The 18,992-nt window shown below is 60.4% G+C and carries 18 protein-coding genes and 1 tRNA gene; 14 read left to right on the top strand and 5 right to left on the bottom strand.

What is annotated here, in order from left to right; all coding sequences use genetic code 11:
• Nucleotides 1-16 precede the first annotated feature (16 nt).
• Both MJ639_RS01275 and ruvX read left to right on the top strand, forming a co-directional pair.
• Nucleotides 17-1,153 carry an ABC transporter ATP-binding protein gene (locus tag MJ639_RS01275; RefSeq protein WP_243368012.1) on the top strand — a complete coding sequence of 379 codons (1,137 nt, stop codon included), beginning with the start codon at nucleotides 17-19 and terminating at the stop codon, nucleotides 1,151-1,153.
• A gap of 79 nt (nucleotides 1,154-1,232) precedes the next feature.
• Nucleotides 1,233-1,793 (top strand): Holliday junction resolvase RuvX, encoded by a 561-nt coding sequence (gene ruvX, locus MJ639_RS01270; protein ID WP_243368010.1) that lies wholly within the window; start codon nucleotides 1,233-1,235, stop codon nucleotides 1,791-1,793.
• A gap of 90 nt (nucleotides 1,794-1,883) precedes the next feature.
• Here ruvX and MJ639_RS01265 read toward each other — a convergent pair.
• Nucleotides 1,884-1,957 (bottom strand) — tRNA-Gln (locus tag MJ639_RS01265).
• 205 nt (nucleotides 1,958-2,162) lie between these two features.
• Here MJ639_RS01265 and MJ639_RS01260 point away from each other — a divergent pair.
• Nucleotides 2,163-2,564, top strand: coding sequence for an MAPEG family protein (locus MJ639_RS01260; protein WP_243368008.1), 402 nt, complete (start codon nucleotides 2,163-2,165; stop codon nucleotides 2,562-2,564).
• Nucleotides 2,565-2,567: 3 nt separating this feature from the next.
• Here the strand turns inward: MJ639_RS01260 and MJ639_RS01255 are convergent, their stop codons facing one another.
• On the bottom strand, nucleotides 2,568-4,835 hold the full coding sequence (locus MJ639_RS01255; protein WP_243368006.1) for a putative bifunctional diguanylate cyclase/phosphodiesterase: 2,268 nt from the start codon (nucleotides 4,833-4,835) through the stop codon (nucleotides 2,568-2,570).
• A gap of 809 nt (nucleotides 4,836-5,644) precedes the next feature.
• Between MJ639_RS01255 and MJ639_RS01250 the strand changes: the two genes are divergently transcribed.
• The 9 genes from MJ639_RS01250 (at nucleotide 5,645) to MJ639_RS01210 (ending at nucleotide 14,855) form a co-directional block, all read left to right on the top strand.
• A complete protein-coding gene (locus tag MJ639_RS01250) occupies nucleotides 5,645-5,806 on the top strand; it encodes a hypothetical protein (RefSeq protein ID WP_243368005.1) in 162 nt (53 codons plus the stop codon).
• Nucleotides 5,807-6,018: 212 nt separating this feature from the next.
• The gene (locus tag MJ639_RS01245) at nucleotides 6,019-6,222 is read left to right on the top strand and encodes a hypothetical protein (protein WP_243368003.1); all 204 of its coding nucleotides are present in this window, start codon (nucleotides 6,019-6,021) and stop codon (nucleotides 6,220-6,222) included.
• Between the two features lie 236 nt (nucleotides 6,223-6,458).
• Complete coding sequence (locus tag MJ639_RS01240; protein WP_243368001.1) at nucleotides 6,459-8,441, top strand: AMP-dependent synthetase/ligase; 1,983 nt, start codon at nucleotides 6,459-6,461, stop codon at nucleotides 8,439-8,441.
• Nucleotides 8,438-9,238 carry an ABC transporter ATP-binding protein gene (locus tag MJ639_RS01235; RefSeq protein ID WP_243367999.1) on the top strand — a complete coding sequence of 267 codons (801 nt, stop codon included), beginning with the start codon at nucleotides 8,438-8,440 and terminating at the stop codon, nucleotides 9,236-9,238. The genes MJ639_RS01240 and MJ639_RS01235 overlap by 4 nt, the downstream gene beginning before the upstream one ends.
• A 10-nt stretch (nucleotides 9,239-9,248) precedes the next feature.
• Nucleotides 9,249-10,205 (top strand): branched-chain amino acid ABC transporter permease, encoded by a 957-nt coding sequence (locus tag MJ639_RS01230; protein ID WP_243367997.1) that lies wholly within the window; start codon nucleotides 9,249-9,251, stop codon nucleotides 10,203-10,205.
• Between the two features lie 12 nt (nucleotides 10,206-10,217).
• Nucleotides 10,218-11,303 carry a branched-chain amino acid ABC transporter permease gene (locus MJ639_RS01225; RefSeq protein ID WP_243367995.1) on the top strand — a complete coding sequence of 362 codons (1,086 nt, stop codon included), beginning with the start codon at nucleotides 10,218-10,220 and terminating at the stop codon, nucleotides 11,301-11,303.
• 74 nt (nucleotides 11,304-11,377) lie between these two features.
• Nucleotides 11,378-12,700 (top strand): ABC transporter substrate-binding protein, encoded by a 1,323-nt coding sequence (locus tag MJ639_RS01220; RefSeq protein WP_243367993.1) that lies wholly within the window; start codon nucleotides 11,378-11,380, stop codon nucleotides 12,698-12,700.
• Nucleotides 12,701-12,761: 61 nt separating this feature from the next.
• Nucleotides 12,762-13,598 (top strand): ABC transporter ATP-binding protein, encoded by an 837-nt coding sequence (locus tag MJ639_RS01215; RefSeq protein WP_243367991.1) that lies wholly within the window; start codon nucleotides 12,762-12,764, stop codon nucleotides 13,596-13,598.
• Between the two features lie 24 nt (nucleotides 13,599-13,622).
• The gene (locus tag MJ639_RS01210; protein WP_243367989.1) at nucleotides 13,623-14,855 is read left to right on the top strand and encodes a phenylacetate--CoA ligase family protein; all 1,233 of its coding nucleotides are present in this window, start codon (nucleotides 13,623-13,625) and stop codon (nucleotides 14,853-14,855) included.
• Between the two features lie 364 nt (nucleotides 14,856-15,219).
• Here the strand turns inward: MJ639_RS01210 and MJ639_RS01205 are convergent, their stop codons facing one another.
• From MJ639_RS01205 to MJ639_RS01195, 3 genes are all read right to left on the bottom strand, one after another.
• On the bottom strand, nucleotides 15,220-15,957 hold the full coding sequence (locus MJ639_RS01205) for an outer membrane protein (protein WP_341482607.1): 738 nt from the start codon (nucleotides 15,955-15,957) through the stop codon (nucleotides 15,220-15,222).
• A gap of 352 nt (nucleotides 15,958-16,309) precedes the next feature.
• Nucleotides 16,310-16,753, bottom strand: a complete 444-nt coding sequence (locus MJ639_RS01200; protein WP_243367985.1) for an RNA polymerase subunit sigma-70 — start codon at nucleotides 16,751-16,753, stop codon at nucleotides 16,310-16,312.
• Between the two features lie 93 nt (nucleotides 16,754-16,846).
• Complete coding sequence (locus MJ639_RS01195; protein ID WP_243367983.1) at nucleotides 16,847-17,467, bottom strand: pentapeptide repeat-containing protein; 621 nt, start codon at nucleotides 17,465-17,467, stop codon at nucleotides 16,847-16,849.
• A gap of 314 nt (nucleotides 17,468-17,781) precedes the next feature.
• On the opposite strand from MJ639_RS01195, the gene MJ639_RS01190 reads away from it, so the two are divergent.
• Nucleotides 17,782-18,012, top strand: coding sequence for a hypothetical protein (locus MJ639_RS01190; RefSeq protein ID WP_243367981.1), 231 nt, complete (start codon nucleotides 17,782-17,784; stop codon nucleotides 18,010-18,012).
• Nucleotides 18,013-18,224: 212 nt separating this feature from the next.
• Nucleotides 18,225-18,887: a Crp/Fnr family transcriptional regulator gene (locus MJ639_RS01185; protein WP_423790751.1), complete on the top strand. Its 663-nt coding sequence runs from the start codon at nucleotides 18,225-18,227 to the stop codon at nucleotides 18,885-18,887.
• Nucleotides 18,888-18,992 lie beyond the last annotated feature (105 nt).

Genomic DNA, 18,992 nt, shown 5'->3' with positions numbered 1-18,992 from the left:
ATCTAAGGACTTTCATATGGCTGATCTTGTTCTCAAAAACGTTCGCAAATCCTTCGGCCGGGCTCATGTGATCCACGGCGTCGATCTCGACATCAAGGACGGCGAGTTCATCGTCTTCGTCGGACCTTCCGGCTGCGGAAAATCAACGCTGCTTCGCCTCATCGCTGGCCTGGAGGACATTTCCTCCGGCGATCTCTTCATTGGCGGAGAGCGCGTCAACGATCTCGCACCCGCCAAGCGCGGCATCGCGATGGTCTTCCAGTCCTACGCGCTCTATCCGCATATGAGCGTTTACGCCAACATGGCTTTCGGTCTGGAGCTGGCGAAATCCTCCAAGGCCGATATCGATTCCAAGGTGCGCGAGGCCGCGCGCATGCTGCAGATCGAGAACCTTCTTGACCGCAAGCCGCGCCAGCTTTCCGGAGGTCAACGCCAGCGCGTCGCCATCGGCCGCGCCATCGTGCGCGACCCGAAGGTGTTTCTGTTCGACGAGCCGCTTTCCAATCTCGATGCCGCGCTGCGCGTGCAGACCCGCATCGAGATTGCCAAACTTCACAACGACACCGGCGCCACGATGATCTATGTCACTCACGATCAGGTGGAGGCGATGACGCTCGCCGACCGGATCGTGGTGCTCAATGCCGGACGCATCGAGCAGGTGGGCACGCCGCTCGAACTCTATCACCGCCCGGCCAATCTCTTCGTCGCGGGCTTCCTCGGCTCGCCGCAGATGAACTTCATCGAGTGCGTGGTCTCTCATGTGGGCGCGGAGGGCGTGCAGGTGCAGCTTCCCAATGCCAGCATGCTCACCGCGCCGGTGTCATCGCAAGGCGTGCGCGTGGGCGAGACCGTGACGCTCGGCATCCGCCCGGATCACGTGAAGGTATCGCCGCAGGGCAGCCTGACTGGGCGCATCGAGCTGGTGGAGGAGCTGGGCGAGAACCACCTCCTCTACGTGGATTTCGGCAAAGGCCGCCATCTCACTGTTCGTGAGCCGGGCGACGCCCACCATCAGGCCGGGCAGGAAGTTGCCCTCTCGCTTGCCCCGGAATTCTGCCATCTCTTCCGGGAGACGGGCGAGGCCCTGCCCTTCCTGTCGGAAAGCAAAGCTCCCGCCCCCTCCTCCCCCGATATGAGCAGCAGAGCCGCCTGATCGCGAAGCCCTGATCTCGACGCGAGGCGACTTCCTCTATACTGGCTGTGCGCAACACAGCCGGTTGAGGAGGCCGCCCATGCTATCGCGGGATGACGAGCTGATCGCCTTCATGGAAGGATTGCCGCCCCGGGCGCGCCTCATCGGCGTCGATCTCGGCACCAAGACCATCGGCCTTTCGCTCTCGGACGTGGAGCGCCGCATCGCGACGCCGCTGGAGACAATCAAGCGGGTGAAGTTCACCCCCGACGTGCAGCAGATCAAGGCCCTGGTGGCCCGTCATGAGGTCGGCGGACTGGTTTTCGGCCTGCCCCTTAACATGGACGGCACGGAAGGCCCCCGCTCGCAGGCGACCCGCGCCTTCGTGCGCAACCTGAAACCTCTTCTCGACCTCCCCGTGCTGTTCTGGGATGAGCGCATGTCCACCATGGTCGTGACCCGCACCCTCCTCGACGCGGACGCCTCCCGCGCCAAGCGCGCCGACGCGGTGGACAAGATGGCCGCCGCCTACATCCTGCAGGGCGCGCTCGACCGCTACGAGCGCATCGCGGCGGACGCGGCAGAGGCTGAAGACGAGGCGGAATATCGCGCCCAGATGGGCTACGACAGGGCTCCAGAGACCGACACCCCTGACGAGTGAGGCTCTACCGGCCCAATGCCGCCGCTCAGGTTTAGAAAGCGGATTAGTTCTAGGAGGGGTCGAGCGTCGCTAGTGCTTTGATCGGGAGAGTGGCTGGGGGACCTGGATTCGAACCAAGACTAACGGAGTCAGAGTCCGCTGTTCTACCATTAAACTATCCCCCACCGTAAGTCCCTGATCCGCTTGACGTTTCTACATGCGAAACATCGTATTCCGGCGGCGAACTCAGTGAGTGCCGGTCAGATAGGCTGCTTTTATGGAGGCGTCAACCCCATTTGGCGGCTTTCTGACAACACAAGCTCACCGATTGTCAGGTTTAATGTCCGCGCCATAATGCGCCCTCCCTCCATATGCTGGGCACTCTCTCCCATGACAACCGAACTCACCCTTCTCGCCTGGACGCTCGTTCTCGCCCTCGTACAAATCCTGCTGCCTGCCATGTTGCGCACGGGCGAAACTGGCGTGGCGTATAATGCCAGCGCGCGGGATGAGGACGGGCCGCCGGTGGGCAAGGTGACGGGGCGGCTAATGCGGGCGCAGCGCAATCTATTCGAGACGCTGCCGCTTTTCGCAGCGGCGATCCTCATTGCGCATGTGGCGGGGCGTAACGGTGCTCTCACGTGGTGGGGCGCGCAGCTCTATTTCTGGGCACGGATTTCTTACGTGCCGCTTTATGCGCTCGGCATTCCCTATATCCGCTCGCTTGTCTGGCTCGTCTCGCTGCTCGGCACCATCCTTGTCATCGCAGCGGTTCTGCTACCCGGCGCGTGAGGTTCACGCGGCGAGAAGGCGTGCCACTTGATCGAGCGGCAGCGCCTTCGAGAACAGGAAGCCCTGCATCTCGTTGCAGCCTGCGGTGGACAGAAAACTCTTCTGGTGCTCCGTCTCCACGCCCTCTGCCGTGACGGTCAGGTCCATGGCCTGGCCCAGGGCCACGATGGATTTGACGATGGCCATGGCATTCGCGGTCTGGCCTAAGCTCATCACGAAGGAGCGGTCGATCTTGATTTTGTCGATGGAAAAGCGCTGGAGATAACCGAGGCTCGAATAGCCGGTTCCGAAATCGTCGAGCGCGATGCGGAATCCCGCAGCTCGCAACTGGCGCAGCGTGCTTGCCGTCTCGCCCGCATTGTCGAGCAGAACGCCCTCGGTGATTTCCAGTTCGATCTTGCGCGGATCGGCGCCGCTCTCCCGCACTATGTCGGTCACGCGTTCCGCGAAGCCCTGAACGCGGAACTGGGCGGGCGACACGTTGACGGATATGAACAGGTCTGGCCATTGCTTCGAGGCCATGCAGGCCTGCTGCAGCACCCATTCGCCGAGCCGGGAGATCAGGCCCGTCTGCTCCGCCACCGGGATGAACTGCTCCGGCAGGATGGGCCCGCGTGTGGGATGCTTCCAGCGTACCAGCGTCTCGAGTCCTACGATGGAATGGCCGTTGGATTTGAATTGCGGCTGATACACCACCGACAATCCCTCGCCGCTCCTCAAGGCGGAGCGGAGCTCATCCTCGATGGAGCTGCGCACCTTCACGGCCTCGTCCATGGCCGCGGTGAAGATGCGGTAGCAATCCCGGCCCTCGTCCTTGGCGCTGTAGAGCGCAATATCGGCCTTGCGCATGATGTCAACGCGGTCGGTTCCGAATTCCGGCGCGAGCGCGATGCCGATGCTGGCGGCGGCGAAGATCTGATGGCCGAATGTCTCGAACGGCCTGTCGAGGGCCGCGAGAATGTGGGTGCAAAGCTCCTCGGCATCTTCCGCGCTGCGGATTCCCGTCTGGATCACGGCGAATTCGTCGCCGCCCAGCCGCGCCACCGTATCGCCGGGCCGGACCAGTTTCAGCAGCCGCTGGGCAAAGGCCCGGATCAGGTTGTCGCCTGCCTGATGGCCGAGATTGTCATTGACGTGCTTGAAGCGGTCGAGATCGAGCATCAGCACGGCGATCTGCTCGCCGCGCCTCGTGCGCGACAAAGCCTCATCGAGACGGGCATCGAACAGGGCCCGGTTCGGCAGGCCCGTCAGCACATCGTGAAAGGCCAGATGCTGCGCCTGCGCCTGGCTGGCGCGCAACTCGACGATGGTCATCTCCTGCTGCGCGGCCAGCCGGCGTAAGGAACGCACGAGAAGAACCATGACCACGACGATGGCGAGCGATGTGGCAGCGGCAACAGGCCCCACGAAGGACAGAATCTTCTGCCCCGGCAATTCGGGCTTCCAATGGAAGTACCCGATCAGGCCTCCTTCGTCCGACGTGAGTGGCACGGTGATTTCATCACTCGCGCCCACCCGCAGGCGCGAGAAGCGCAATCCGTCGATCAGGTTGCGCTCGGAAATCTGATTGATGAAGCTGCCGTCCAGGAAACGGATGCTCACGAGCAGATGCTCGCGGCCCGGCTCGACACGCACCGCATCGGATTCAGGCACGATCTTCATGACGCTGACAGCAGTCGGTCGTCCGAGCAATTCGAGCAGATGCGCATCGACGATAGCCTTGTTCGTCGTCAGATGAAGTTCCCGCGCGTTTGGACCATGTCCGGCGTGAGACAAACTCTGGCTCTCGCGCACATTCTTGACGAGCCTTGCAATATCAGGGCTGACCCGTCGGAAAGCATCCGTCGAGACACGTTTCCCATCTACTCCTGCATAGATCGGTCGATCATCCGCATTCAGGATATAGACCTCGTCCTGCCCGAAGGTCTTGCTCAGCCAGATGCCGAGATTGGCATCGATCCATTGGAAATCGAGTTCATCCTTGTCGAGCTGCACGATGGCATCGTCCCAGATCGCGACGACTTCCTGCTGAAGTGCTAGCTCATTGACGATGGCCCTAATCGAGCGCTCGGTTGTGCGCAGCTGGCGTTCGATGGAGACGCTGTTGCTCTCGCGGCTCGCCCAATAGAGCGCAAAGCCCGTGAGTATGAGCGCAATCAGCGTGACGAGGCTGACGGCAAGAGCAATTCTTGCTTGGACAGCACGATGCGCTCTGATCGATGGGACGGCCGACACCTCATCCCGAATCGGGAAATGCAATCCATCACTCATGAGTGCTGCAATCGTGCATGCGCATCCGTTACAGGGACGGGCCAGTGGCTTACGGCTTCGTTGAGGGAAAATGCCGGATTTGCACCGGCCTGGCAGAGCGGCATCATGCCTATGAGAGGCAGCTTCTTCAGCCCGGCCCCTCAACCCGCCACATGCGTCATGCGACAGCTATACTTTTAATATGCAGGCCGCTTGTTGACAATTGCTGAATCCGCAAAGCAATTCTCAGCAACGATATCGCGTTCTCAGAATTCTCCGCCAAGCTCATCAGCCGAAGACGAGCATGACCGTGATCAAAGCTCCCAGCGCCAGAACGCCGGTAGCGAAACCGAGAACGGTCAAGATATTGTTGCGCTGTTCCCGATTCATAAAGCCTCCTCAACCTGACAGATAAGGCACAACGCACCCATGGCAAAAATGTCACTCGCCGGAGGATCGAAACATGCATCGGGACCATGAAATCTTGGCCATTACGACATACAGCCAAGTTCAAGCCGATATAAGTAAAGGCTTTTCAGCCAATCGTTGCTTCGTATCCATGTAAAGCTAAGCAGTTTGCTACGTGTTATTACTTACTTCTTCCGAGCAGGAGCGTCGGCTACAGCCTTTCTCATTGATGGGGCCATTAACACAACTAACGATCTCAATTTCATAAAAACACTGTCCTGCATGGGGGCTTGCAGGACATGAGCCGCGCCTCCGGAGCGATCCGGGCGCGGCTTTTTCTTTTTCGCCAAAGCATCGCGCCGCTCCTCACGAAGAACCTTCGCGCAGACGGAGAGTTGACGCCTTAAGTGAAGGAGATCCTTATGCGACTTCGAATGATCCTGCCCCTCGCCGCCCTTCTCGCGCTCACCGCCTGCGGCGATGACGGCCCCGACGAGACCGGCAGCACCGACCAGAACAATCCTGCCCAGACGAATCCGGCCAATCCTCCTCCAGGTGGCGCTCCGGCCAAGCCGACGCAGTAAGCGCCCCGATAGCTTATGTTAATGCTGGCTCGACGCATTCAAATTCTCTTGAGGCTATGTCGGACGGCGTGGAAATCCTGCGGCGGAACACGCCATTGTCATCGTTTCGCCGCAGCGCTCATTCTTGATCCGGCACCTTACGGGACCAAGCGGGCTACCTCAGTCTTTCCCCGCTCCGGGCTTTTGCATCTCGAGCAGTGTCGGAGACGCTGATGCAGAACGAATTTCATGTCGGGCAACTCGTACGGATCGCCCATCCTTCCGCCGGCTATGCGGATCACCGCATCTATTGCATCGTTTGCCTGGTCGCCCAGGACAAAGGCGAGCGGCTTTTCCGCATCAAGAACACGATCGGCGTCGAACGCTTGGTCAGAGCGGAAGAGATCGAGCCAGCGGCGCTGACAGCCTTGCCTTGAGCGCCTGAATCAGCCCCGGCGCCCTGCCCTAAAAGCGGCGGCTGCAATATTAGCCCATGGTATTGGTAAGCCGCGCCTTGCCGATGCCGATAGGGCACGACAGAATACCTCCCATAAAGCTCGACGAGGGCTGCCGGCGCAAAGCCGGTGAATAAGCGCGGCACCACAACCGCGCCAGAGGAAACGAGGCCAACCCGCATGCTTGAAACCATGCGGTGTCCAGGGAGGAGACGCTGGTGACGGCGGCTGCGGACTCGCGCGACGATACCTTCCCCAAGCTGCTGGCGCGGAATGCCCGCATCCGCCCGCAGCGCACCGCGTTCCGCCACAAGGATCTCGGCATCTGGCAATCCTGGACGTGGGCGCAAGTTCACGACATCGTCCGTGCCTATGCATCCGGTCTCCAGGCGCTGGGTGTGCAGCGCGGCAGTAAGATCGCCGTGATCGGCTACAACCGCCCCTATCTCTACTGGACCATCGCTGCCGCCCAATGGCTCGGCGCGATCCCGATCCCGGTCTATGCGGATTCCGTCGCCGAGGAGATTGCCTATGTGCTCTCCCATGCCGAGGTGACGCATGCGGCGGTGCAGGACCAGGAGCAGGTCGACAAGCTCCTCTCCGTCTCCGACCAACTCCCGAAGCTGGAGCATGTGCTCTACGACGAAGAGAAGGGCCTGCGCGATTACGACCACAGCCGCCTGCACTCCATCGCCTCCGTGGTCGAGGAAGGGCGCGTGCGACTTGAGAATGCGGACGATGCGGCAGGAATCGAGAACGAGCTGCAAAACGGCAAGGGGTCGGACCTCGCGATCATCCTCTACACTTCAGGCACGACGGGCCGCCCCAAGGGCGTGATGCTCACTTCGGATGCGGTGATCGCAGCGGCCCGCATCGGCTGCGATTTCGACAATCTCAACGAGACCGACGAGATCATGGCCTACCTGCCCATCGCATGGGTGGGCGACCACATCTTCTCCTATGCGCAGGCCTTCCTGGCCGGGCTTTGCGTGAATTGCCCGGAAAGCCCCGAGACCGTGGCGGAGGATCGCCGCGAGGTGGGCGCGAGCTACATCTTCGCGCCGCCCCGCGTGTTCGAGAGCATTCTCACGCTCACCATGGTGCGCATCGAGGATGCGGGCGCCTTGAAACGGCGCATGTTCCATTTCTTCATCAAGCACGCCAACAAGGTGGGCGAGAAGATCCTGAACAAGGAACCGGGCGTCAGCGTCTGGGATCGCCTGCTTTGGCAGATCGGCAATGTGCTGGTCTATGCACCTCTGCGCAACCGCTTCGGCATGACCCGCGTGAAGGTGGGCTACACAGCGGGTGAGGCTATCGGCCCCGAGATCTTCCGTTTCTACCGTTCCATCGGCGTGAACCTGAAGCAGCTCTACGGCCAGACGGAAGCTTCCGTCTACATCACCATGCAGCCGGATGGCGAAATCCGCGCCGACACCGTGGGCCGCCCGGCTCCGGAAGTCGAGATCCGCATCGCCGACAACGGCGAGGTTCTCTATCGCTCGCCGGGCGTGTTCATAGGCTATTACAAGGACGACGAGAAGACCGCCGAGACCAAGACGGCGGACGGCTTCGTGCATTCGGGCGATGCGGGCTTCTTCGACGCCAACGGGCACCTCAAGATCATCGACCGCGCCAAGGATGTGGGCAAGATGCGCGACGGCGCGCTCTTCCCACCGAAATATGTCGAGAACAAGCTGAAGTTCTATCCCAACATCAAGGAAGCGGTCTGCTTCGGCGACGGCAAGGATTACGTCTCGGCCTTCATCAATATCGACCTCGTGGCGGTGAGCAACTGGGCCGAGAGGAACGGCGTCATTTACGCCTCGTATCAGGAGTTGGCCGGCCATCCGCGCGTCTACGAGATGATCGAGAAGCACGTGGACGAGGTAAACCGCTCGCTCGCCTCCGAGCCGCGCATGGGCGGGGCGCAGATTAAGCGCTTCCTCATCCTGCACAAGGAACTCGATGCCGATGACGGCGAGCTGACGCGTACACAGAAGGTTCGCCGCGGCTTCATCGCCGAGCGCTACGCGCCATTGATCTCTGCGCTCTACGATGGCTCGACCGAGGCCGACATCTCCACCGAAGTCACCTTCGAGGACGGCCGCAAAGGCGTGATCTCGGCACGGGTGAAGATCAAGGACATGAAGCTCTATCCCGTCGACAAAGCCACTCTCATCCCGGAGGCTGCCGAATGAGAGCGCCCGATCATCCCGTTCTCTCCAAGGGCGACGTGCTGCTTGCCGTCGAGAACGTCTCGCTCGGCTTTGGCGGCGTGAAGGCGCTGACAGACGTATCCTTCGACATCCGCAAGAGCGAGATCCGCGCCATCATCGGCCCGAACGGCGCGGGCAAGACCTCGATGCTCAACTGCATCAACGGCTTCTATTATCCGACCGAAGGCAGCATCACCTTCAGGGGCATCAAGCGCCCGAAGATGAGGCCTTACGAGGCCGCGCGCGGCGGCATCGCCCGCACCTTCCAGAACGTCGCGCTGTTCAAGAGCATGTCGACGCTGGACAACATCATGGCGGGGCGCTCCATCAAGATGCGCTCGAACTTCTTCTGGCAGCTCTTTCGCCACGGCCCGGCCATGAAGGAGGAGGTGGAGCACCGGAAATTCGTCGAGGAGATCATCGACTTCCTCGAAATCCAGCATATCCGCAAAACGCCAGTGGGCCGCCTGCCCTACGGCCTGCAGAAGCGCGTGGAACTGGGCCGAGCGCTTGCCATGGAACCGGATCTGCTGCTGCTCGACGAGCCGATGGCCGGCATGAACCTCGAGGAGAAGGAGGACATGTCCCGCTTCATCCTGGAGGTGAACCAGCAATACGGCACCACCATCGCGCTCATCGAGCATGACATGGGCGTGGTGATGGACCTTTCCGACCGCGTGGTGGTGCTGGAATACGGCCGCAAGATCGCGGATGGCACGCCCGATGAGGTGAAGCGCGACCAGCGCGTGATCGATGCCTATCTCGGCGTGGCGCATTGAGGGGTCGTTGATGGATATTCTCTACAAGGTCTTCATCGAACCCTTCCTCTTCATGGGCGAAGCGCCGGATCTTTTGATCCAGACCCTCTGGGAAGGCCTCGTCTCCGGCGTGCTCTATGCGCTGATCGCGCTCGGATTCGTGCTGATCTTCAAGGCGTCCGGCGTATTCAACTTCGCGCAGGGCATCATGGTGGTGTTCGCGGCGCTGATCCTGGTGGGCCTCTACGAGAAGGGCGTTCCCGCCTTCCTAGCGCTCATCCTTGCCGCGCTTGCGATGCTGGTGCTCGCCATGGTGGTGGAGCGTGTGGTTCTGCGCCCGCTCGTGAACCAGCCCGACATCATCCTCTTCATGGCCACCTTCGGCCTTACCTATCTCCTCATCGGCTTCGGCGAGTTGATCTTCGGCGGCAACCCGCGCGAGATGATCACGGACGCGCTCTTCCTGCCGCAAGGCACCACGGAGATCGATGCGCTCGGCGGCTCCATCCGCTTGCAGCATCTCGATATCGCCGCCGCCATCATCGCCTCGATCATGATCGGCCTGCTTGCTGTGTTCTTCTCCAAGACCCGCATCGGCCGGGCGCTTCGCGCGGTGGCGGACAGCCACAAGGCCGCTTTGTCCGTCGGCATTTCGCTCAACCAGATCTGGGTGATCGTGTGGTTCGCGGCAGGTCTCGTGGCCCTTGTCGCGGGCATCATGTGGGGAGCACGCTCGGGCGTATCGTTCTCGCTCCAGATCATCGCACTCAAGGCTTTGCCCGTGCTGATCCTCGGTGGCTTCACCTCGATCCCCGGCGCGATCATCGGCGGTCTCATCATCGGCGTGGGCGAGAAGCTGGGCGAATTCTACTGGGGCCCGCTGGTCGGCGGCGGCGTCGAGACGTGGCTTGCCTATGTGATCGCCCTGCTCTTCCTGCTCTACAGGCCGCAAGGACTGTTCGGTGAGAAGATCATCGAACGGATTTAAGGGAGTTCTGACGTGCTCTACCGCGAAGCCGGTCAATTCAAGACAACCTACGTCAGCGACGCCTCCATCTTCCCCCTGCGCGAGGACAGGACCGGACTGATCCTCATCATCATCGCGGCTTACGCCCTTGCCTTCCTCGGCAACAGCTTCCTGCTCCAGGCGGTGATGATCCCCTTCCTGGTCTTCTCGCTCGCCTCCATCGGGCTCAATATCCTCACCGGCTATACGGGCCTGCTGTCGCTGGGCACCGGCGCATTCATGGGCGTGGGCGCTTACGCCTGCTACAAGCTGATGACGGCCTTTCCGGGCGTGAACGTGATCGTCTGGATCTTCGTCTCCGGCTTCTTCTCCGCCGCCATCGGCGCGTTGTTCGGCCTGCCGTCTCTGCGCATCAAGGGCTTCTACCTTGCAGTCGCCACGCTCGCTGCGCAGTTCTTCCTGCAATGGTGCTTTATCCGCATTCCGTGGCTGGTGAACTACAACGTCTCAGGCGCCCTCGACGCGCCGCTGCGCACCCTCTTCGGCATTCCGATCATGGGGCCGAACGCCACGCCGCAGACGCGCTACCTGCTGGTGCTCACCATCGTCATCGTGCTCACGTGGCTTGCCTCCAACCTCGTCCATGGCCGCATCGGGCGGATGTGGATCGCAATCCGCGATATGGATCTGGCGGCCGAACTCATGGGCATTCGTCCGTTGCAGACCAAGCTCCTCGCCTTTGCCGTGTCGTCCTATTATTGCGGCGTCGCGGGCGCGCTCATGGTCTTCATGTGGTACGGCGGCGCTGAATACGATGTGTTCAATATCAATCAGTCCTTCTTCGTCCTGTTCATGGTGATCATCGGCGGATTGGGCAGCCTCATCGGCTCGTTCTTCGGCGCGGCGCTCATCTTCATCATGCCGATCGTTCTCGGCATCGTGCTGCCCGCCCTGCTCTCGCCCTTCGGCATCTCGGTGGGCGCCGACACCATCGAGCACCTGCGCTTCATGATTGTGGGCGCGCTCATCATCTTTTTCCTGATCGTGGAACCGCACGGCCTCGCGCGGCTCTGGCAGATCGGCAAGCAGAAGCTCCTCGTTTGGCCGTTCCCCTACTGACGGCCGGCGTGAAAAGGAGACGGGAATTTCAAAGAACCGGCTCCATGCCGGACAACAACGGGAGGAAACGCATCATGTCGTTTCGCAAACTGAGCCTGAAACTGGTCGCCGCGACCCTTCTCGCCGGAACCGCCCTGCCCGCTTTCGCGCAGGATTCGATCTACGTCCCTCTCTTCACATACCGCACCGGCCCCTTCGCAGGCTCGGGCACCTTCATCGCAGACGGCATGCATGACTACCTCCGCATGCTCAACGAGCGCGACGGCGGCATCGGTGGCGTCAAGCTCGTCATCGAGGAGTGCGAGACCGGCTACGACACCAAGAAAGGCGTCGAATGCTATGAAGCGGTGAAGGGCAAGAGCCCGGTCGTGGTCAATCCGTGGTCGACTGGCATCACCCTGCCGCTGATCCCGCGCGCCTCCGTCGACAAGATCCCGATCCTCTCCATGGCCTACGGGCTCTCGGCCTCGGCGCGCGGCGACGTCTTCCCCTGGGTGTTCAACCCGCCGGCCACCTATTGGGATGGCATGTCGATGATCATCAAGTACATCGGCGAGAAGGAAGGCGGCCTCGACAAGCTGAAGGGCAAGAAGATCGGCTTCATCCATCTCGACGCCGCCTTCGGCAAGGAGCCGATCCCGCTGCTGCAGGAAATGGCGAAGGAGATGGGCTTCGAGGTGGCGCTCTATCCTGTCGCCGCACAGGACATGCAGAACCAGTCCTCGCAATGGCTCAGCGCCCGACGCGACAAGCCCGATTACATGATCATGTGGGGCTGGGGCACCATGAACGGCGCCGCCGTGAAGGAAGCGGTGCGCTCCGGCTATCCCATGGACAAGTTCTATTCCGTCTGGTGGCCGAGCGAGGATGACGCCCGCTCCGGCGGCGCAGGCGCCAAGGGCTTCAAGGAGCTCAACTGGCATGCGGTGGGAGCGAACTTCCCCGCCCTGCAGGACATCCAGAAGCACGTGGTCGACAAGGGTCTCTCCAAGGCCTCCAAGGACAAGGTGGGCGAGGTTCTCTACAATCGCGGCGTCTATAACTCGCTGCTGATTGCCGAAGGCATCGCTCAGGCGCAGAAAATCACCGGCAAGAAGGTGGTGACCGGCGAGGACGTGCGCCGCGGCCTCGAGAATATCAAGCTCGACACAGCCCGCCTGAAGGAACTCGGCCTCGAAGGCTTCACCGATCAGCTCGTGCTCTCCTGCAACGATCACAACGGCCACCGCGCCGCCTTCATGCAGGAATGGGACGGCACGAAATGGGTGAAGATCTCGAACCCCATCGAGCCGATGACCGACCGCGTGAAGACACAGCTTGACGCCGCCGCGAAGGACTATGCCGAGAAGAACGCCGGCTGGCCCAAGCGCACCGAAGCCTGCGACAAGGCAAGCTAAGAACGTCTGACAAACAGCATGCGGGAGAAATCCCGCATGCTTCCTTTTTGAAGGAGAGCCCATGAGCAGCGCCGTTCAGACGAAGCCGCAGGCGGCAGAGACCGTTCTGACCGTCAACAATATCGAGGTGGTCTATGACCACGTGATCCTCGTGCTGAAGGGCGTGTCTCTCACCGTGCCCAGGGGCGGCATCGTCGCTCTGCTCGGCGCGAACGGCGCCGGCAAGACGACGACGCTGAAGGCTGTCTCCAATCTGCTCCATGCCGAGCGCGGCGAGGTAACGAAGGGCTCCATCGAGTTCAACGGCGAGCGGGTCGACAAGCTGTCGCCCAACGAGCTGGTGCGGCGCGGCTGCATCCAGGTGCTCGAAGGCCGCCATTGCTTCGGCCATCTGACCATCGAGGAGAACCTGCTCACCGGCGCCTTCACGCGCAAGGACGGCAATGCCGCCATCAAGCGCGACCTGGAGGCCATCTACGAATATTTCCCGCGCCTGAAGCAGCGCCGTACGTCCATGGCAGGCTATACTTCCGGCGGCGAGCAGCAGATGTGCGCCATCGGGCGCGCGATGATGTCGAAGCCTTCCATGATCCTGCTTGATGAGCCCTCCATGGGCCTCGCGCCGCAGATCGTGGAAGAGATCTTCGAGATCGTGCGCATTCTCAACACGTCGGAAGGCGTGTCCTTCCTGCTTGCGGAGCAGAACACCAACATGGCCCTCAAATACGCCACCTACGGCTACATTCTGGAAACGGGCCGTGTGGTGATGGACGGCCCCGCACAAGCGCTTCGGGAAAACGAGGACGTGAAGGAGTTCTATCTTGGCGTATCGGAGGGCGACCGTAAATCCTTCCGCACTGTCAAAAGCTACAAGCGCCGCAAGCGCTGGCTGGCCTGATCCCATCGATAAAAGAGACGCGCTTTGACCGATAATTACGACGCTCTTGAAACTCGTTCACAGACTGATCGCGAGCGCGATCTGTTTGTGCGACTGCCCGAGATCCTGAAAGCGGCCATGGCCGCGTCAGCCTACACAGAGCGGATGAAAGGCGTCGATCCGGCGAGCATCACGAGCCGCGAGGCTCTGGCTAAGCTGCCAGTGCTGCGCAAAGGCGAGCTCTCTACGCTCCAGAAAACCGCCCTGCCCTTCGGCGGCTTCATTGCGAAAGCACCGGGCTCCTTTGGGCGGCTCTTCACATCGCCCGGCCCGATCTTCGAGGCAGAGCCTGCTTCGAACGATCCCTGGCGCGCGGCGCGTGGTCTTTTCGCAGCAGGCTTCCGCCAAGGCGATATCGTGCTCAATACCTTCAGCTATCATCTGACGCCGGGCGGCTTCATCATGGATTCCGGAGCGCGGGCGCTCGGCTGCGCCGTCATTCCCGCCGGTCCCGGTAACACAGAGCAGCAATTCGAATTGATCGAAGCCTATCGTCCGAATGCCTATTGCGGCACGCCTGACTTCTTGAAGATCCTCATCGAGGCAGCCGCCGCGAACGGGCGCGATGTTTCCTCCATCAAGCGCGCGCTCGTCTCGGGCGCGGCTTTTCCGAAATCGCTGCAGGAGAAATTCGCCGAGCATGGCATTGAGGCGTATCAGGCCTATGCCACGGCGGATCTCGGCTTCATCGCTTACGAGACCTCCGCCCGCGAGGGCCTCGTCGTCAACGAGGACATCATCGTGGAGATCGTGCGTCCTGGCACGGGCGATCCTGTCGCCGAGGGCGAAGTGGGCGAGATTATCGTCACCACCCTCGATCCCCACCACCCCATCATCCGTCTGGCGCTCGGCGACCTCACCGCCGTCATGCCGGGCACAAGCCCATGCGGGCGCACCAATATGCGGATCAGGGGCTGGATGGGCCGCGCCGATCAAGCGACGAAGGTAAAGGGCATGTTCGTGCGGCCCGAGCAAGTGGCGGAGATTGGCCGACGCCATCCCGAACTCGGGCGCCTGCGCCTCCTCGTGGAACGGGAACACGAAACCGACGTGATGAGCCTGCTTGCCGAATGCGCTTCGGGCTCGGATGCGCTCCTTGCTGCCGTGACGGACACGCTTCATGCGGTCACGAAGCTCAAAGGTATGGTCAGTTTTGTCGCACCGGGCAGCCTGCCCAATGACGGCAAGGTCATTGCCGACGAGCGCAGCTATAGCTGAGGCTGCGGCCTCGGGCTCGATTTCACTTGAATGTCAGGCACTTGCGCAAAAAGAAAGAGCACCCGGAGGGTGCTCTGAGGTGTCCGGCCGTAGGGGCAAAAAGGACCGGAGATGCCTATAAACGTCGGTTCCATGATTTGGTTCCAAAGTTTTTTCAAAAAACTTTTATTGCCAAGCCAGCGCCTCATTCAGGTCACGTTTGGACGGTTTACACCTAAACTTCCCGTGGGGGCAAAACCCGGGCCGAGGCCGCGACCAAGATCATAAAGATCTGGTCGCGGCCTATCATTCCTCACCCCGCAAATTCCGACGAAAAAAGGCCCAGGGTTTGAGCCTGGGCCTCATCAGTTGGGGAGTGAAACGCTTAGTATGTACCGAACTTGAAGTTCAGCTTGGCGCGCGCAACGAAGAAGTCGTTATCGTCGTTGCCGATGTCGGGAGCGAAGACGTTGACGGTTCCACCACCGACGGGGGTGAAGGTGCCGACTAAGCCGTTATTATCGTTATCGTCCCCATCGAAGCCGAGCCACAGACCTTCGATGCCGAAGGTCACCGCCGACGAGCCGAGGAAGCCTGCCGGCATCGCCCATTCGACACCGCCACCGACAGCCCAACCGGTGTTGTCGTCCGAATAGGCCAGACCGCCGGTCGCGTAGATCAGCACACGGTCGATTGCCACACCGGCGCGGGCACGAACCGTGCCGAACCAATCAGACAGATTGTTGTCGAAGCGTCCGGGAACGAAGGTGCCGGCCGCGCCTAAAGGCACGAATCGCACAGCATTTCCTTCATCGGTATCGGCCCATTGGATATCGGTCTCGAGACCGATCACGAAGGAGCCGATCTGATAATTGTAGCCGATCTGGCCACCGATCACGAAGCCGCCGTCATCATCATTGTCGAAGAACAATGTGCCCGGAACGGCACCGCCCAATACGACCGACTCTCTATCATCGCTACGCCAGCCATAACCGGCGTTCAGACCTGCGTAGAAGCCTGTCCATGTGAAGATCGGAGCCGCGATGACCGGGGCTGGAGGGGCTGCGCGGGCAGGAAGATCCGCAGCCGAGGCAGAAGCGGCAGCAAGCGTTAGGCCTGCCACTCCTGCAAGTAAACCAAGAACGCACTTTCTCATTACCGTAACCCCTTTGTGTGAGGATCCACGGCGAAAGCCTACGCCTTTATGACCTGAAATTGCTATTGCACGGAAGCAACAGTGCTGTATTCGTTCAAGTATGTTCTGAAATCAAAAGTAGTACCACTTTTGGATAGTTTTCAGAGCGCAAGTAATTTTTCTGTACGTTATTATCTATTACATCAAGTTAATTGACATTAATATTTAAACATGCGGTAATGTACCTGTTTTTCGGTTGTTACAACCGAAGGCGAGGAGACAACTCCCCCTGCCCCTCCGGGCAGGGTTTTTTCTGGGATCTTCGTCCCTTCCCTGCATTCTAAAGATCTCCAAGACTAAGTTGAGCCTGCTTGCTTGCAATGTTCGCCGCGCGCTTACGCGAGACAGAGGCAGCACTCTTGGCCGCAACAGGCCGCTTAGAAGCGTCGTTATCCTTCATGCGAGCCTTCGCCTTGTCCCGCGCGACAGCTTCAGGCGAGTTCGGATCGTCATCCAGCCACTTGCCGTGCTTGATCACCTCGTTCACCCGTCCTTGATTGACGCCGAGTTCGAAGGCGATTTCCTGCTGGGTCATTTCCGTCGTGGCGTGAAGTTCGAGGATGCGACGAGCCAGATCAGGCGTCATCTTGCGGCCCGCGATGCGGCGGGCTGGAGCCACGGAACGCTTGCCCTTATCGCGTTCGCGAAGCTTCTGCAGAATGGCGAGAGCCATATGCATTCCCTGCTCGCGAAGAGCATCCTCGAATTCCCTGAGCGTCGTCACTGGATCACTCCCGAAAGTCTTGACTGAACGAGTCTCGGAATCTCAAGGAATCCAACGGTTAAGCTGACCGTTTGGTTGCAGGCGAAGGTTCTCTCAATCCTCTTCGGCTTGGCATGGCCATGCCTTGGAGGGATTGAGTCCGGCAGGCAACTTCGTTTGCGCGTCGCCGCAGGCAATGTCGATCTGGGCCTGCGTCAGGCCTTTCGCCGCCGTCAGATCCGCGCCGCTCAATTGAGTCAGGTAGAGATAACTCCCGGCAAGATTCACATCTTGGAGTGCGGCACCCTCCAGATGTGCTCTTGAGAGATTGGAATAGCTGAAATTCACGCCCTTGAGCTTGGTCTGCTGAAAGATCACCCGCGCCAGTTCGGCCTTCGACAGGTCGGCGCCTTCCAGATTAGCGCCGCTGAAATCCGATCGATTCAACTCCGACTTCTGGAAGTTGGCTCTCACGGCCTGAGCTTTCGCGAAGTTCGAGCGGTTCATGTCGGAGGATGAGAAATCCGCTTCTGCCAGGACAGCCTCGGCGAAACTCGCCCGCCATCCGAGCGCCTTCGTGAAATTCGCCTTCGACAGATCGGCTTTCTCGAAACGGGTGCGGCTGACTTCCGTCTCGCTGAGATCGGCCCCCGCCAGTTTGGAGCCGCCGAAATCGCTCAGCGTGAGAAGCGAGCGATGAAAGTTGGTGCCGCTCAGATCCTCTCCGTTGAGCATGAGACGCGCCTTCGAACATCCGGACCAATCGATCCTGGGCCCTGGCGAATCCTGACATTTGGCTTCCGCCGCACCACCGGAAAGAGCGGCAAGGATTAGCCCGACACCAAGAAGGCCCCAACCTCTCTTGCCCAATCGCTCCCTCCTGCACAGAGATCTCATGAATTTTCCTCAAACGGCCGAACCCAGCCTCTGAAGTAAGTAGGTCTCAGCCTCCGACAAAGGAGATCAATCGCGGGAATTTCAACGTGGAGCCGGGCTCGACTTTGCAACCTTATGGCCTAGCTTTAAGCGTCACATCCAAGGGTGATATCATGCGTCAAACAATGATCCTTTCCCTTCTGGGACTTGTAGGCTTGGCCCTCGCCGGTTGCTCGACCTCGCCTTCCGCAGAAGGCGTCCTACCGCGAGAAGGCCTGCCGCCACCACCATCAGTGACCGGCACATTGAACCGCGCTCCCGCCCGAGCAACCGCGCAGCCGCAGGCCCAGCGGCGCTCCTTGAGCGTGCCCGACAGGCTGGTGCCGCCGCGCCCGAGGACATGACCGGACCGGCATGAGCACATCGCAAAGCCCGAAGAAAGGCCCTTTGAACGGGGCCTTTTCTCATTCGTAACAGCGCCTCGAACCGACCGATCAGTGTGCGACAGCACAGCCATCGCCTCCATTGCGATTAGTGATATATGACGTTACGGAATATATGCTTTTGAGGAATCACTTTCATGATGTGGACCAACGCCCTGGCTTGGCTCAGTCATATGACCTGGCTCGACGGGCTGGCCTGGCTCGCCGCAGCCCTCGCCATCACTGGCAGCGCCATGCGCACCATCATCCCCTTGCGCTGCATCGGCATCACCACGAACGCGGTGTCGCTGACCTATGCGGTGATGATGCAGATCTATCCCAGCATCACGGTGAACCTGATCCTGCTGCCTCTCAACAGCTTGCGGCTCTACCAGATGATCCGCCTCATACGCCAAGTGAAGCAGGCCTCGCGGAGCGACCTTTCCATGGAATGGCTGAAGCCTTTCATGACACGCCGCAAGGTGAAGGCGGGCGAGGTTCTGTTCGCGAAGGGCGAGAGCGCCAATTGCATGTTCTACACACTCTCCGGGCGTTACCGCCTCAACGAACTCGGCATCGAACTCATGCAGGGACAGGTCGTTGGCGAGATGGGCTTCATGTCGCCTGAGAACCGCCGCACGCAAACTCTCGAATGCATCGAGGACGGCGAGGTGCTGAACATCTCCTACGACGAGGTGCGCCAGCTCTACTTCCAGAATCCGGAATTCGGCTTCTACTTCCTGCGCCTGACCAGCGAACGCATGTTCAAGAACATGGAGAGGCTGGAGACAGAGCTTGCGGAGATGAGGGCGAATTCGAATGACGCCACACCCCTGCGCACGATGGCTTCAGCTTAGAATAAGTCCAATCAAGGGCCACTTTAGAAAACTTATAAGCTATTGTTTTCACTTAGTTTTTTATTGACCCCGCGCTGCCGCCATGGTTCTTCCCGCTTCATGGAA

The organism is Microvirga solisilvae, assembly GCF_022808595.1.
In the GTDB taxonomy this organism is placed as follows: Bacteria; Pseudomonadota; Alphaproteobacteria; order Rhizobiales; family Beijerinckiaceae; genus Microvirga; species Microvirga solisilvae.
Note: the sequence above shows the minus strand (reverse complement) of the source record. Positions and strands in the feature narration are given on the sequence as shown.